Below are 16,030 nucleotides of genomic sequence, written 5' to 3'. Positions count from 1 at the left end.
CAGGTAAATTATAGAGTGACTATCTTAAAGTTTTAGTACCAATAAGCAAAATTAAGCAAAATTTGTTTCTAAGGGTGATAATTTAATTTATAAGACGGTGAAGTGTAGCCCAAATAAATGTGCATATCCAGGTCCCCCGGCAATAAATCTATAATTTTGACCGGTTTCCCGCCATGGATATTAGTCAGCCAGACGGCATCTTCTTTAAGGTAGACGATATGAGAACCATCGCCGGACCAGAGCGCCCGCTCAATTCCCGTACCGGCTTCTTCAAGCTGCCGGGCATTGGCGCCGTCCGGATCAGCTATCCAAAGAGACCATGTTTGTTCCCAGGCGTCAATTGCTTCGATTCCTTCCGGATAGCTCTCCAGCTCGCCGGCCTCTAAATAAGAAATGTGTTTGCCGTCGGGCGACCAGTCCGGGTAAAAGGTCACTGTACCCGGCCGACGGGGCAGCTCTGTGCAGGCGCCTTTGGGGGCGTCAAACAGGACTAGCTGTTTATTTACCCAGCATTCTCTGCCTAAGCCCGCGGCAATAAGCAGTTTTTGCCCATCCGGAGACCAGGAACGCCACTCGGGATAGAGGGCTGTGGTTGTCAGCGGGTATGGTTTCCCGCCGGACAGAGGCAGGGAATATAGTCGCAACCCGTCCGCGCACGAAGATTGCCCGTGTCCGGGGTTGTTCCAAAAAAGCAATTCCTCGCCGTTGGGATGCCAACCGGCAATTATTATATCCGCATCCTCTTCGACATGCAGCCGCAGCGGTTCGCCCCCTTCCTTCGGGATAATGTAAAGAGCATCGTCACGGTGAACCGGATCTTCCTTATCATAAGGCAATGTGTCAACATAGGCTATGGTCTTGCCGTCCGGCGACCAGGCAAATGAGGATACAAATGTATCAACGGAGATGATTTGGCGAGGCGTTTCGTCGCCGGGCCGGACCAGGTAGATTCCGTGCCCGTCCACGCGGGTGTTGCTGCCGACAGCAAGCGTATCGCTGTCGGGCGACCAGGCGAATTCCAGGGAGTCAACCGGTACCGGTAAGCCGGTGATGGCATGGGTTAAGCTTCCATCCGCCCGGGCGACTAAAAGCTGTCCTTCGTCGCCAAGATAAGCCAGCCATTCACCGTCCGGGGACCACTGCGGTTTATCGACCGGGCCGGTGTCACTCAGCTTTATAAGCGTGCCGTCGGCTCCGTTTAATACGTAAAACCGGCCGTCTCTAAAAAACGCCAACTGCCCTTGACCGCGCCACGCGTCATTGTTGAGCCATGGAAGCGGCTGCGATTTCGAGGCGGTATTTCCGGATTGGGAAGGAGCGGCTTCTCCGCTTTGAATAATTTTATTTGATTTGCCACAGCCCGCTAAAGTCAATAACAACGCCACCAGCAATATGGTAACGGGAAATCCCACCGCAGCGGATAACTTCATTCTATACACCTCCTCCAATGATTACTTGATGTTCTTTTGATTTTTTAAATGTTCTATCTGCTGGACGTTTTAAATGCCGACAATGTTCCCCCAATTTTATATTCCGATGAGGCCATAGAGAAGAAAACGTGAATTATACACTCTGCCTTGTCGACGCACGTAAAATATTGCCGGACCTGTCATGCGGGATCTTGTTTACCGAACATAAAATTGTAACCGATTTATGAATTAAGCTTGACTTCTATTGATTACACATGTAAACTGTAGTAAGGGTTTACATGTGTAATCAATAGGCAAAGGGAGGGAAACGTCTTGAGTATTCCACAAATATCTGACTCAGAATGGGAAATCATGAAAGTGATATGGAAGAGAAATTCAATAACATCTGAAGAAATAATCACCTCTCTGTCTGAAAAAAAAGACTGGTCGCCCCAAACCATAAAAACATTTATTAACCGGCTGCTCAAAAAAGGCGCCATAGGACACGAGAGAAGCGGCCGCAGCTATGTGTATTATCCAACCATATCTGAGAAGGAATGTGTTCTGGCTGAAAGCAAAAGTTTTATTAAGAGGGTGTACGACGGGGCGGCAGCGATGTTTTTTGTTAACTTTCTTGAGGAAAAGGTCTTGTCCGAGGAGGAAATTGCCAGGCTTCAAGACATATTGGAAGACAAAAAACGCAAGTAGTCTTTAGTGCTCCGGGCAAGTTCAAGAATTCGGAGGGGGATATCCATTAATGGAGATGCTTAGTATTATATTTGCTCGTGTTTTGTATTCTTCATTAATTGCCGGCATCATAATCGTACTGTTATTAATCATTAGGAGAAGTTCGTCCTATCGTCTGTCAGGCAGAGTCTATCATATATTCTGGCTTATAGTTTTGTTCAAACTTGTAATGCCATTTCAAATTGAAAGCCCGTTTAATATAACCGGTATTTTTCCCGGGACATCCCATGCGGCAAACTATTTCCAAGAATATATGACTAGCCTGGCTGATGGTTATTCCGGAACGGAAACTCCGAATAGCCATGAGTTCCCAAAAGATGAAGAGTACTACGATAAAGAAAAAACTAAAGCTTACCTCCTTGGGAACCCGGGATTTCTCAGTATGGTTTGGCTTACCGGAGTTACGGCCGCAGCTTTGGTCTCCGCTGTTATGATCATAAGATTCAAACGCCGGAGCAGAGAATTCAAAAGAGTCTGCGACACTCAGATTAATGAACTGATGCGGCAGTGTTGTGTAAAATTGGGGATTAACAAGGATATTCCACTATATACGGATTCATATTTTCGCAGTCCCTGTATAGCCGGTATATTTACCCCAAGTATTTATCTGCCCGGAGATATCTGCAACCCAATACATCGTCAGCATTTAGAGCATGTATTGCTGCATGAGCTGGCTCATTATAAGAGAAAAGATAACATCTGCAATTTATGCGCAGCAATAGCCGCCATGCTGCACTGGTTTAATCCCCTCGTATGGCTGGCAATCAGGGAGATGAGGTATGACAGGGAAATTGCCACAGACGCTTATGTAATGGAAACACTGGGCGAGTCCGCAATAATTCCTTATGGAAATACACTTATTAAACTGGCCGGTTTATTCTCCAATCGTTCTACGCTATTAAACCTGACCGGTTTTAATGAAACCAATAAACAGATGGAAAGGAGAATTACAATGATAAAAATGTTCAAGAAAGGCACTTACAGGCTGTCGGCCATTGCTATTCTTTGCTTTATCATTATCGGAGCTCTGACTTTTATCATTGCCAATGGCAATACTGCTCAGGGTGTTGGCAACAGCATGATTAATGAGAATATAAAGGATATGGTGGTAGTTATTGACCCCGGTCATGGCGGAGATGATTGGGGAGGTACATATCCCTTTGACACTTCTGATCCCGGATCAACAGAGGTTAAAGAAAAAGACATTAATCTGGAAATATCGCTTCTCTTGTCCGATATGCTGAAAGACTCGGGCATAAAAGCCGTAATGACCCGTCAGGATGACAGTACGGTAGAATTGGACAAGCGTATAGAATTTGCGAATAACCATAAGGCTGATTTGTTAGTCAGTATTCATAATGAAATGCATCCTGATAGTTCGGCAAATGGCACCGGAACCTTATATTACCATTCCGACAATAAACCCGGTTATGGGATCGCCGGAGAAAAAGCGGCGCAAATCATCCAATCAAATCTGGTAAAGCAGCTTGGCACCAAAGACCGGGGAATAAGCAATGTTAAAATAAAGATACTGGAACAGGTGAATATGCCGGCGGTTTCCACCGCGGTAGCCTACATCACCAATGAATCGGACCGGGAAAAGCTAATGACGGAAGAATTCAGGGCCGAGACAGCGCAAGCGATATGTGATGGAATAATAGAAGTGCTGAATGAAATGAGCGAATGAGATTATCGGCCGCACTGAGCATAAAAGCTTTTATTCTTAATAGAAAAGAGGAACTGGGGATAAAGGAGCCTTATAATTCTCTTTTATCCCCAGTTCCTTTTTAAGTGCGGTTTGGAGGACATGTAGGCAACAAATAATCTGCCAAACATTTTGTCTGGCAATCGAAGAACAGAACCTCCCCAACCTACAGTTTTTTTGGGGGAGGTTCTGTTTTTGCGCCCCTGGACTTACATTCCCTTCTTAGCGGTCATCCCGCCTTTCCTTTATGCAAGATATTTTTTATTAAAAAACGATGGCCTATTAAGGCTTTCTCCAACCTGCATGCCAAGCAACATTACTCTTTAGGAGTTGCCCCAAAATTTATTGCCCCCCTGCTCAGATAAAACTCAAATTTTGTAACAAAATGAAAGGTTCCGCAATACTATGTAACATATTTTGTTAAGTATGGAAATCCAATATCTTGAAAGGATGATGATCTTGCGCAAAATAATATTGATGCCAACTGGTGATACGTATGTGTATAAATTAGACCCGGACACTAATTTTTCCACCAGTGAGTTTCTTTATGTCGGTTCGGAGCGCAGGTACTGTAATAGAAATATATATAGAAGCTTATTAACATTTGCTACACCTGAATTACCTCCCGGCAGCAAGTTGATTAGCGCTACTTTAAGATTGCATGTGGATGAAGTTCTGCCCAGAGATAGAAGCATTATAACTGTAAATAAAATCACCTCTTCTTTTTCTGTTGCAGATGTGACATGGAATACGGCTCCCAGATTTATCCCTACAAAGAGCATATTTGTTGTTAAGCGTAGTCAACTTTCCGACTTTGTTGAAATAGATATAACTGCCTTGGTGAGAGGTTGGATAAATAATTCAATTCCTAATTACGGCATTGCTCTTACTGGGAAAAAAGATGAGCAATCACTTGTAATATTTTCAAGCTCAGACACTCAAGAGATAGATGAAAAACCCCAATTGATCATATTCTTCTGCACCCCTATTGTCTGTCCCACTGGACCGACTGGACCCACCGGGCCAAGCGGACCCACCGGGCCAAGCGGACCCACCGGGCCAAGCGGACCCACCGGGCCAAGCGGACCCACCGGGCCAAGCGGACCCACCGGGCCGACCGGACCCACCGGGCCAAGCGGACCCACCGGGCCAAGCGGACCCACCGGGCCAAGCGGACCCACCGGGCCGACCGGACCCACCGGGCCAAGCGGACCCACCGGGCCGACCGGACCCACCGGGCCAAGCGGACCCACCGGGCCGACCGGACTTACCGGGCCAAGCGGACCCACCGGGCCGACTGGACCTACCGGGCCGACTGGACCCACCGGGCCGACTGGACTTACCGGGCCGACTGGACTTACCGGGCCGACTGGACCCACTGGGCCGACTGGGCCCACCGGGCCGACTGGACTCACTGGGCCGACTGGGCCCACCGGGCCGACTGGACTCACTGGGCCAACTGGACTCACTGGGCCGACTGGACCCACCGGGCCGACCGGACTTACCGGGTCAACTGGACCCACCGGGCCGACCGGACCCACCGGGCCGACCGGACTTACCGGGCCAACCGGACCCACCGGGCCGACTGGACTTACCGGGCCGACTGGATTCACTGGGCCGACTGGGCCCACCGGGCCGACTGGACTTACCGGGCCGACTGGACCCACTGGGCCGACTGGGCCCACCGGGCCGACTGGACTCACTGGGCCGACTGGGCCCACCGGGCCAACCGGAGCTACCGGGCCGACCGGACCTACCGGGCCGATTGGACTTACCGGGCCAACTGGACCCACCGGGCCAACTGGACCCACCGGGCCGACTGGACTTACCGGGCCGACTGGACTTATCGGGCCGACTGGACCCACCGGGCCAACTGGACCCATCGGGCCGACTGGACCCACCGGGCCGACTGGACCTACCGGGCCAACTGGACCTACCGGGCCAACTGGACCTACCGGGCCAACTGGACCCACCGGGCCAACTGGACCCATCGGGCCGACTGGACTTATCGGGCCGACTGGACCCACCGGGCCGACTGGACCTACCGGGCCGACCGGACCCACCGGGCCAACTGGTGCAACCGGCGCTATCGGGCCTACCGGAGCTACCGGAATAACTGGGGCAACCGGAGCGACCGGGCCTACCGGAGCTGTCGGAGCAACCGGAGCAACCGGAGCAACCGGAGCGACTGGACCCACCGGAGCTACCGGCCCCACCGGTGCGGCAGGCAGCGGCGCAATAATTCCGTTTGCATCCGGAGGTCCCGCCACAATGACTACTATTGCGCTTGGATTGGCTGGCACTACAAGTCTTGTAGGATTTGGAAGTTCTGCTACCGGAATAAGTCTTGTAGGCGGAGCAATAGATCTCACAGGCACTGTTGCCGGCCCGATAATTAACTTTGCGTTTTCTGTCCCCAGGGATGGAACCATTACCTCAATTGCCGCATACTTCAGCAATACATTGGCGCTATCTCTTATTGGAACAACTATAACCATTACGGCACAATTATACAGTTCACCCACGCCGGATAATACTTTCCAACCAATTCCGGGTGCTGTCGTGACACTGTCTCCCGCCCTCACGGGTGTGATTGCGCTTGGTGATATCAGTAGCGGCGCAACAACCGGATTATCGATACCGGTAACAGAGGGAACACGTTTATTAATGGTGTTCTCCGCAACGGCCAGCGGTTTAGATCTGGTTAATACAGCAACTGGTTATGTGAGTGCGGGCGTTGCAATCAGCTGATTGATTATCGCCACAGAACAAAGATAATCCGAGTCCGGCAGTAATGCCGGACTCGGATTATCTTGCTGAATAGTTAATGCAAATGGAGCGTAAAAAGGAGGAGAAAACGAAAGTATCAACACGATCAATATCGCAGCATAGAAGCACTCTTTACATAGTAATATTTTACACTAAACGGATGCATTACCTACCGGCATTTGCATTCACCTTTCCAGCTCTGCCCCTTGACACCCCGGCATTCCAGATAAAGGGTCAGCGGGTCGGCCTGCGCACTCGTAAATTCAATATGCTTGATACCGACGTTCGCACATCGAACGACACCATCCGAAGTCGATACCTTGATACTCTGTGCGTTGGCGACATCCCAATCAGCGGTATAACAAAAGCTTGTATCATCCTTCTTCACCCTTATAAAAGCAATCGCCCCCACCCTCAAGGCGTCGGTTACGATTACAATGACACCGCTCTTTTCCGCCAGCCTGCTTTGATTTTCACAGTTAAGGGTATATTTGTTGCTGTACTTGACCGGTTGTACCACAACCGGACTTGTTTCTACCAGCCCAACCGTATCACTGATATAAGCATGGTGGGCATTTTGCAGCGCAAAGCTAAGGCTTACCTTATCTCCATAAGAAATCCGGGCGGCACTCGCCTGAAAATCAACAATTTCGGCATCCTCCATATATACCTTCACACTATCGCTTACCAAGGTATCATTTGTCCAGGCATTCAAAATGAACTCCGTATTATCCACAATGGGAACCTCAATTGACCCGACGCTGCCGACGGCAATATCCCCCGGAGTAATAACCGCCCTTTCCGCTCCCGTAATATCCCAGGCCAGGGTAACCGTGTCGCCAAAGCCATAGGCTGCACTTTGATCCGCTGAAAACGAATTGATTTTCAGCGGCGGCCTTTTCCGAAACAGCGGAATATACTGCGAAAATATCTCACTTCCGATGCCGACATATTTGATGAACACATAGGACATGCCATACTCAATCAAAGTGGTCACAATCAAATTCAATTGAAATAATACGGTCTCCTCCGGGGACAGCGATATTGTTTCCCTGGGATAGAGCACAAAAGCCTTCTCCTGGCATTCACAGCCCCATCCGGTTGTCGTCTTCACCTTGATCTGTTCTTGATACTTCTTCGATGTAAAGCAGCCCGGGCGGTCACCGATGGGAAAAGCCAGGTATATTCTGGACAGCGCCTCTAATTTATCCATGCTGTTGATCGTTGGAATCGCAGTACCGCTGAGCCCTTCCGTATTATTCAGCTGCAGCTTCCGGTCTCCTTCCGGATAACGCAGGGTAAACAACAGGCTATTGGCCAGCGGGGTCTTCTCATAATAGCTTGTATTGATATAATTTGGACTGACATCCATTAAAAGCATGGCCCTATCTCCCTATATAGGCATTTATACTGCTAACGCGGCATCAGCGAAATAGAAAATCTAAATTTCAGGATAATCTATCCTATAAGCTGATTACAATTTCTTTTTGGTCCGCCGTCTTATATTTCATTTTAAATACCGGCACAACTTTACTCGAAAAAACATTCTCCCATATCCCGCTCCCGGCATTGGAAATATCATAATAGCGCAGCTGTTCCACCCACAGGTTAACATCATTCGCCGCCTCCATATTCCACCGCACGCAAATTTTTTGATAGCCGGCATATTTATACACGGTTTTGGAAAACAGGCTGTTATCTATAAAGCCTTCTCCCCGGAACACAAGCGTTTGCTCTATGGCGCAGACATCGCCCTGACAGGTGAGGGTCAGCTTATTCTCGTCCTCCTTAACCGCGTCCTCGCCGGACATGGGAATATTTTCACGCCCCGTAATGGCAATGCGTCCGGCTCCATATACCTCCCATCTTATCTTATTGGCAGCATGGAGGTAGGAAAAATCAATAATCTCCGGGGGCGCTTTATATACCATCAAGCGTTTTTCCAGCCTGCCGCCGTCACTGCCCGTCACCGTCAAACGGTATTCACAGGTGTCTTTCAGGATGATATCACAGGAATCGGCATTCATCAGCTCGGGCGAGCATATATTGATATTTCCCGGATTGATCACACCCTCCGTTAAATTGCCGGCCTTCCATTTTAAAGTAATTTTATTGCCGCTTGCTCCCGCGCTCGGGGTAGGATAAAAGTACCGGAGGTTTAGCTTGGCGGGCTGTTTGATGATGTCAAAGGCAAAACAGGTATTTTTGATATTTTTTATGTTCTCAAGACTTGCGTTTATTCTGCAGATTCCGGGTATGGCACTGGACACCCCCGCAAGAAGCTGAAAGGATATGGTCTTAAGCGGCGGCAAGTCCATTCTTGTCTTGTAAAAAATCATACAGCTATAAGACTCGGGGTTAAATTGATCCTGTACCCAGGAGGTTGCCTGCCAGCCTTCCTCACACAAAAAACTCCCCATATCATCCTTATCCCGAAATAAAGCTTCTTCTTGATCATTTACTGTAGCGGTAATCGTCAGGGCAGAGGTCCGCCCCGCTCTGGCGCCCTTTTTCAGCAGTTCCTCCGCCTGCTCAACCGTCAGCTCATCATCATTGCTAAAGCTGCAATCCTCCCCGGCGGAATTTACAAGCGCAAAGGAAAGGTTGAAGTCCTCCTTCTTCTTAGCCTGCAGCTCATTAACAGGAATGGTTTTCTCCAAAAAGCCGCAAAGCAAACCATTATTGACATTAATACCCTCTAACATGCTATCTCCTCATTCATCCTGTTTCATTTTCAGCCAGCCCTCGATGATTTGCTGCCGCCCCGCACTGTAAAACGCCTTACAGTCGGTGTTATCCGGAACAATCGGTTGATTCCACAGTTTATCATCGCGGGCGCTAACCCACTCCCATCTTTTACCGTCAATTGTTAAAAGCGGCATGTGCATATGCGCTTTCCCTGTGATTACGGAAGGCATGAATATGGTAAAATACAGCTTGTCCAAAGCCTGGCCGACCAGTTCCCTGGCCAGGCATACCTTCTTTACCGGAAGGATACCGCTTTCGATAAATACCGAGCCCGAGGCTTCCATCAAGATGGTGAGCTTCTCCGGCTCCCTGGCGCAGATTTGCAGAGTAAGGCTGTTATCATCCGAAACCAGGCCCTCACTGCCCCTGCACCGGCTCGAATAAAAGGTACCGTAGTCCACCCGGCCGTCCTTCATTTTATAAAAGCCGATCATCCCATCCCCGCTGTGCTTTTGCATACCCAGCCGCACAATGAAGCCGGCCTTGGTAATATCTGTTATACCCGTAGGATCCGGCGCTTTCTTTAATTCCTCCAGCTGCTTATAACGTTCCGGCGAGCCATACTGCTGCAGCTGCAGCGATGCTCTTACCACCGCCAGCGGCCTTCCGACAAAAAGCGCTTCCGTAGGTTTATCCGACGCATAGCTCATATCGCTAAAGGCGGTGTCGATGCACTGCATACATTGATAAAACGCACTGCTGTCCGCGTCCAGCAAAGATTTTAACAAGCCGTACAGCTCAGGATTAATATCCTTTGGAATTTCCGCCGCAAACGGTGTTCCCGGCGCGTTCTTCCAAGCCATACCCGTACCGAAATCAACAACCTGCAAACTGCCTATGGCATTGCCCTCCGTGCTAAACACCTGCAGGCTTTGATCAAAATGATTGGGTATCAGCCAGCCGCAGATCGGCGACGCGGTATCCACAAAGCCGGCTTCCTCCTCCCGGTCCTTACAGATCCACTGGAACATAAGCCGGGCGGGCTGCACCAGCCTGGGCGGCAGCATGACATCCTTCACCAAAGCAGTCTCCCCGCTTCGCATCGTCTCGGAGGCGTAGACATCGGGCCGGTTCAATTCCTGAAAACGGCCGAAGGAATCGGTAATCCAAATCTTATTAAAATGAAAATATCCCGCTCTGACAGGTGCAAACACTTCCTGATAAAGGGGCTGGGTATCGCAAAACTCGCCCGCATACCGGCGCACCAGCTCCACCATCGCCGCATCCTCATTTTCCGAAGCATATAACGCCATCGGAATTCTCTGCTTACGCATCAAAAACTCTTCATTCAGCCCGCTGATGGCCTGGGAGAGAATATTCAGGCTCTCCGCCCTCTGACTTAAAGCTTCACTGCCTTTCATTCCCTGCCTGATCTGATAGGATAACTGCCCCGCCGCGTGCGGAGTAATCAGCATTCTCCCGTCCAGCGTCCGTTCCCTGCCGCTTTGGATGATGCGCTCCCCGGCAATACAGCGATAATCCACCGCGTCGAATGCCCAGTTTTGGAAATCCGGCGCGGCGCATAAGATATCCTCATCCGGATAAAAGGATACCTCCCATTCCAGGAAAAGCGGGTACCATCCCGCTTTGTAATAGTTGACGGCGACCTTGGAGGGAACCGCTCCATCATAACCCTGACCGCTCACTTGCATGGCGCGGATTGTTTCTTCAATATACTTTTTCGTCTCCGGATCGGTAATTCCCGCGGCTTGACAAACCTGCTCCGCCAGCAGCCTGGTGAAGGACAGGCTGAGCAGCAAAGCCTCTTCCATCAGCTCCCCTATATGCGGCAGTGTAATCGCGCCCTTTTCTAAAAAATCCCGCGGCTCCACCAAGACCGGAACCGGAAGCTTACCTTCAATGGGACCGATGCGCATCCGGGTGATAATTTGCGCACAGCACCGGCACACCAATAGATTCTCCTCCGCATAACGCCCGTCAAATCCATGGGCATAATACCGGTCAATGTCCGACATAAGCAGAACCGGATTGTTCGGCACATAAAAACGCTGGTCCGGCTTATCGACCGTCTCATAATCCTCTCCCAGCATGGCCAGAAACAGGGCTTTATCATGATCAATCAGGGTTGCCGTACGTTCAATGGCGGTATTTAGCTGTTCGATCAGCGCTATCCTGTCTTTTATCTTTTGTCCCAGACTGCCTGTTGCCGCTTGATTGTGTTTTAAATAAGCCAAGGTGTAATAGCACCATATTTCATAAACAGCTCGGCGCTGCTGTTCCAACTCTCCCTGCCTATGCCGCAGCTCCCGCTGCCGCGCTCTAATGGAAGCCAACAGCGACATTGCCTCCCGGCCGGGGCTCACCGCATTGTCTCTGCCTTCCTTTTTCTTAATGTCCAGGAGCTCCTGAGGCTTAACCACCTCAAATTCTTTGCCGTGCAAATCTATTTCCGCGTCCAACACCCCGTCCGCCGCAGCCAGTTTCCAGATTTCATCGTTCATGAGCAGCTGCATTAACCGTTCATCTGTTCCGCCCGCCCGCTTGGCGGGGTCCTGCAATGCCGCGAGCGCTTCCGCAGAGGTATTGCCCACCGCCAGCCTGGGCTCAATCACCGTCCGGCCGGGCGGTACATCGGAGGGGACGCCCGTCTCATATCTTGTGGCGCCGTCAATCCAAGGCAAATCGCAGATCATGCCATGACATAACATGGACATCGGGAATTCCGGCTCCGGGTCCATATGCAGCGTCCACCCGAACATGGCCTCGCATTCCCCAAGGCTTTTTATATTACTGAGCGGTTCCTGTTCATCATTCTTGACATCCTGGTAATATCCGCAAACCACATAGGTAAGATTAACACCGGCAAGCTGCCCTCCGGGCTCTATAAGCGTATCGCAGAAGCCGAATACATTTTCGCAAAACGGATAATAAGCGGCAAAATGCGGCGTACCGGGCCCTACCGCCGTTAATCGTACCGGCTCTCCCCCAACCACCTCTTCCTCTAAAGGAAAGCTGCGCCCCAGATACCGCCACGGCTGCCCTTCGTCATATAGATACGGATAAGTTTTGCTGAATTCGTTATACCATTGCGCATTGCAATCCTCCAGCAATTGGTCGCTCTGCACCAAAAACGCTCTGGACGCTACCTTATGCGTAACATCATTTTCCCATAACCGGATGACCAGCCAGCGATTGGGCACAATGGGATATCCTATTGCGCCGTCCGGCTGTTCTTTCCCCCGGGTCAGCCCGTCGGGAAGGCTCCAGTGCAGGTGGATACCTGTCCTCTCCTGTGCTTTTACCTGAAACAAAGCGCTTTCTATGTTGTTATCAAATGAATCCTTATACAGGGCCATAAAATTATTTTCCATATTGGAATATACATGTACCGTGGGATTGGCCCCTACCATGATTGCTCTGACATCCACAGGTATCAGCAATGTATCCGCCATTTATCCTGCGCCCTCCGTTTTGCCTTTATTTACTGTGTGCCCACTAGGGTATTGTTGGAATACGATATTAAAATCTTGTGTTTCGCTATGCGCGTTATTTTTTTTGTCTGCATAATCAAAGGCAGCGCGCAGCAGATACACCGCCTCCGGCGATACCATATCCTTATCCAGCTCCAGTCCGGTGGTAACTGAATTGCCCTTGCCGCTGTGCACCGCGGTCTGAATGACTCTTGAAGTCTGCATATCATACAGTTCCAGGGTGAGACTTGATAATCCGGTACTTAAAAACGGCAGTGATCCCTTGACTTCCATGGTATACTTCTTCTTTTTCGGCTTAATGACGTATTTCCCATCCTTTTCTTTTGCTTTCAGAAGCTTAATGCTTGACTTGCTCTCCGCCGCCAGACTTTGTGCGGAGGTTTTCAACAGCTGTGAGACAAATAAAGTATACTGGAACAATTCATAATGCTTTTCGGGGTCCTCGGGCTGCCCGGGGTCGCCGTTCTTCAGCCGGTCAAATATTTCCGCCCCGTCATATTGATAATTGCCGGCCGGATATCGGTTCGTCCATGTGCTCACTAATTGATTAAAATTCCTGGTCTCCTGATGAAAGCCATCGAATAAAACCGGCGAGACGGTAGAAGACCAGTATCCCTCATCCACGGGACCTCTATTAAGGCAATCCAATAATATCCCATAAACAACCTTGCACGCGGTTAACAAGCCGCTGTCATTCCGGCAAGTAAAGGTGGCCGTATAAGGCTTTTTGTCCTCTTTTTTCAGAGGGTAGCCATAGATGTAATTCACCCAGCTGTCATTGCAGACATACTTAACCTGGGTATGACCCGCCGGTGTTACCCCGGAGCCGTCCGCCCATTTGTACCGGCCGGTTAAATCCGCATAGGAGACATCACTGTTGGCTTTAATTAAGGTAAGATTATTTCTCCAGTTATCGATTCCGCAAAGATTTTGGTGCAGATAGGTATCGCACAGGATGTGCATGAGCATGCCAAGCTTCATCAGGCAGGCTTTCTGTAAATCGGCGTCCTGGCCGCTCACCGCCTTTTGATATGCCTTTACTACCTCCCGCATACTCTTCTGCAGCCTTGCGGGATTAAATACGACACGGTATCCCGGGTCATCCTCTCCGGCAGCCTTGACATCCGGCGCGTAATAATGAAAAGGCGTTAATATTTTCTCCTGCACGGTCTTTTTCCTAACCTCATTTAAATCATTCCAGTCCTTCATCGCCGTGGGATAGACGGGAACATCCCAGTGGTCCCCCTGCCTGGTGCAAATATCCTGAAGTTCCTCCGGTATTTCACTGACGGAAATGCTTCCCTCCGCCGCTTGGTCGCCGGTAAACTGGGAATATTCCGCGATTCGCTGGGCATCCCCCTCGGCAAAGCCGGCCAGCAGAGCGATTGTTTTTACCGCGAAATAATGCAGCCCATAGCTCTCCGGAACCGCGCAGCCGGCGTAAACTATCTCCTGTTCCCTTTGCGCCAATAGTTTCATTTCTTTATAGAGGCCGACCGTTGCCTCGGAAAATTCCGGCTTTTCTTCCTGACAGCTCAATACCCTCTCCAGTCTTTGCTGGGCGGCAAAATCTCCCACTACGATATCATTGCCAAAGAAGGCGGTCTCTTTCTCAAATACGAGGTTATATACCTTCTTTCTATATTTTGCATTGATATGGACGGTCATAACTGTCTCATAGCCGTCCCTGGTCAGGATACGGTCGCCGATTCGCACATCACACGCCTTCTTCATCTCTCCGTCAATGAAAAGCGGATGAGTTTTGGATGCCAGCACGGTTTTTCCGCTCTCCGTGGTTAGCCTGTAAATGCTGTTGTCCGTTCCGGAATAAATGTTAATAACCTTGGCGGGCGCTTTATCCATGGAATAAACCAGGTCGCCGAGCTGAATATCCTTAATCCGCTTTTGGCTGCCGCCGGCCAGGCAAATCATTGTATCCCCATCCAGGCAGCCCCACTGAATGTAGAGCGCCTTGCTTTGGAGCGTGGTTGGGGTCGGGGTGACCTTCATGCTTTCCATAATCAAGGTAGTCACCACATCCAAATCCTTTTTCTTGGCGGATACCTGCATATGAAAGCAGGAATAGATATCCGCGCCGGTGAACCGGTTGACCAGCCCTTGCCTGAGCAAAACATCATGCCAAAGCTCCGGCATTTTCCAGCTAACCTTTCGCGGGTAGCCATCCTTATCAAACTCCTCCACCGTCTGCTTGATATCCTCAAAATTACAAAAATTATGTACAACGCCGCCCTTGCCGTCCAAACGTTCAATTTCCAGTCGAAATCCTGTTTCCTTATCCAGATAACCCGCTTGCGGGTCCGGCTTCCCATCCGCTCCCTTGCGCCCGATAAAATAATCGCCTTTTACGGAAAAGCTAAACTCTACCGGAAGCCACACCTGTATCTTTTCATCATCTCCGGAACCGGTGATCAAGTCTTGATCGGTAGAATAATCCCAATTTTTAATTACACTGGACCGCTGGTAGGCAACCACAATTTTATCTTTTACCAGATCTCTATATTCCGGGCTGTCCTTACTCACATCTCTCTTCAGGATTGGACTGACCGTCTTAAACGCATCTACAAAACTATCCTGTTTGGCGATATAAACCTGAGATAAGTACGACGTCTGGCTTTGCAGCAGCGTCCGGCCGTTTGAGGCTTGCCCGGCCGCTATAAAGGTAGCCATTACCTGGTATGTTTTTCCTTCCTCCGGAAGCTCCCGGGCAATAGCACAGGGGAAAGCGGCCGAATATACATTATCCACCGGTTGATCGACATCCGCTATATCATTAAAAATAGGCCGCCCATCCTCATCGAACACATCAATATTAACAATAATGCCTTCCTTGGGAGCGACATAGCTGGCTGATACATCGGAGTCAATCCGGAACTGTACGGGTTCATCCCGTAATTCATTGGCATCCCGGCCGTAAAAAACCATATTGCGAACCTTCACGCTGTCATATAAGCCGTTCAATTTGCCCGGTGAACCGTCTTTTAACCCCTCTTTGCTTTGCTTTTGCAAAAGCGCATAAACGCCCGGCGCCTTCTTTTTGATTTTGTCGGTTCCGCCGAGGATCTCCACCAGATAGTCAAAATGTTGTTGATTCTGAGGGTTCAGCTTCAGGCTTCCATTATGTCTTTTTGTTTCGTCCAATACCGCCAGTTTCAGAGCGTCCGCTTTCGTCATCATTTTGC

The 16,030-nt window shown here is 49.8% G+C and carries 9 protein-coding genes and 1 pseudogene; 5 read left to right on the top strand and 5 right to left on the bottom strand.

The window, feature by feature from the left end; all coding sequences use genetic code 11:
* Positions 1-68: 68 nt before the first annotated feature.
* On the bottom strand, positions 69-1,430 hold the full coding sequence (locus ABDB91_RS17365) for a hypothetical protein (protein ID WP_347488931.1): 1,362 nt from the start codon (positions 1,428-1,430) through the stop codon (positions 69-71).
* 312 nt (positions 1,431-1,742) lie between these two features.
* On the opposite strand from ABDB91_RS17365, the gene ABDB91_RS17360 reads away from it, so the two are divergent.
* From ABDB91_RS17360 to ABDB91_RS17340, 5 genes and pseudogenes are all read left to right on the top strand, one after another.
* Positions 1,743-2,117 carry a BlaI/MecI/CopY family transcriptional regulator gene (locus tag ABDB91_RS17360; RefSeq protein WP_347488930.1) on the top strand — a complete coding sequence of 125 codons (375 nt, stop codon included), beginning with the start codon at positions 1,743-1,745 and terminating at the stop codon, positions 2,115-2,117.
* Positions 2,118-2,166: 49 nt separating this feature from the next.
* Positions 2,167-3,843 carry a M56/M15 family metallopeptidase gene (locus tag ABDB91_RS17355; RefSeq protein WP_347488929.1) on the top strand — a complete coding sequence of 559 codons (1,677 nt, stop codon included), beginning with the start codon at positions 2,167-2,169 and terminating at the stop codon, positions 3,841-3,843.
* A gap of 444 nt (positions 3,844-4,287) precedes the next feature.
* Positions 4,288-4,821: pseudogene (locus ABDB91_RS17350) on the top strand (DNRLRE domain-containing protein); the annotation flags it as partial.
* Positions 4,822-4,849: 28 nt separating this feature from the next.
* On the top strand, positions 4,850-5,977 hold the full coding sequence (locus tag ABDB91_RS17345; protein ID WP_347488928.1) for a hypothetical protein: 1,128 nt from the start codon (positions 4,850-4,852) through the stop codon (positions 5,975-5,977).
* Between the two features lie 155 nt (positions 5,978-6,132).
* On the top strand, positions 6,133-6,612 hold the full coding sequence (locus ABDB91_RS17340) for an exosporium glycoprotein BclB-related protein (RefSeq protein ID WP_347491650.1): 480 nt from the start codon (positions 6,133-6,135) through the stop codon (positions 6,610-6,612).
* Positions 6,613-6,799: 187 nt separating this feature from the next.
* On the opposite strand, the gene ABDB91_RS17335 is transcribed toward ABDB91_RS17340, so the two are convergent.
* The 4 genes from ABDB91_RS17335 to ABDB91_RS17320 all read right to left on the bottom strand — a co-directional run bounded on the left by ABDB91_RS17335 (position 6,800) and on the right by ABDB91_RS17320 (position 16,025).
* Positions 6,800-8,011, bottom strand: a complete 1,212-nt coding sequence (locus ABDB91_RS17335; RefSeq protein WP_347488927.1) for a hypothetical protein — start codon at positions 8,009-8,011, stop codon at positions 6,800-6,802.
* An 82-nt stretch (positions 8,012-8,093) separates the two neighbouring features.
* Positions 8,094-9,335, bottom strand: coding sequence for a hypothetical protein (locus ABDB91_RS17330; protein WP_347488926.1), 1,242 nt, complete (start codon positions 9,333-9,335; stop codon positions 8,094-8,096).
* A 9-nt stretch (positions 9,336-9,344) separates the two neighbouring features.
* On the bottom strand, positions 9,345-12,791 hold the full coding sequence (locus ABDB91_RS17325) for a hypothetical protein (protein ID WP_347488925.1): 3,447 nt from the start codon (positions 12,789-12,791) through the stop codon (positions 9,345-9,347).
* Entirely contained in the window at positions 12,792-16,025 is a 3,234-nt protein-coding gene (locus ABDB91_RS17320; RefSeq protein WP_347488924.1) for a Hint domain-containing protein, read from the bottom strand.
* Between the last annotated feature and the right edge of the window lie 5 nt (positions 16,026-16,030).

Origin of the sequence: Desulfoscipio sp. XC116 (assembly GCF_039851975.1) — a bacterium.
Classification (GTDB): Bacteria; Bacillota; Desulfotomaculia; order Desulfotomaculales; family Desulfallaceae; genus Sporotomaculum.
The sequence above is the reverse complement of the archived record's forward strand: the minus strand, read 5'-3'. Positions and strand labels throughout refer to the sequence as shown.

What these genes read in the sequence shown, in the direction of transcription:
- ABDB91_RS17365 (WP_347488931.1), bottom strand. Translation starts at nt 1,430, where the DNA reads ATGAAGTTATCCGCTGCGGTGGGATTTCCCGTTACCATATTGCTGGTG.
- ABDB91_RS17355 (WP_347488929.1), top strand. Translation starts at nt 2,167, where the DNA reads ATGGAGATGCTTAGTATTATATTTGCTCGTGTTTTGTATTCTTCATTA.
- ABDB91_RS17340 (WP_347491650.1), top strand. Translation starts at nt 6,133, where the DNA reads ATGACTACTATTGCGCTTGGATTGGCTGGCACTACAAGTCTTGTAGGA.
- ABDB91_RS17335 (WP_347488927.1), bottom strand. Translation starts at nt 8,011, where the DNA reads ATGCTTTTAATGGATGTCAGTCCAAATTATATCAATACAAGCTATTAT.
- ABDB91_RS17330 (WP_347488926.1), bottom strand. Translation starts at nt 9,335, where the DNA reads ATGTTAGAGGGTATTAATGTCAATAATGGTTTGCTTTGCGGCTTTTTG.
- ABDB91_RS17325 (WP_347488925.1), bottom strand. Translation starts at nt 12,791, where the DNA reads ATGGCGGATACATTGCTGATACCTGTGGATGTCAGAGCAATCATGGTA.
- ABDB91_RS17320 (WP_347488924.1), bottom strand. Translation starts at nt 16,025, where the DNA reads ATGATGACGAAAGCGGACGCTCTGAAACTGGCGGTATTGGACGAAACA.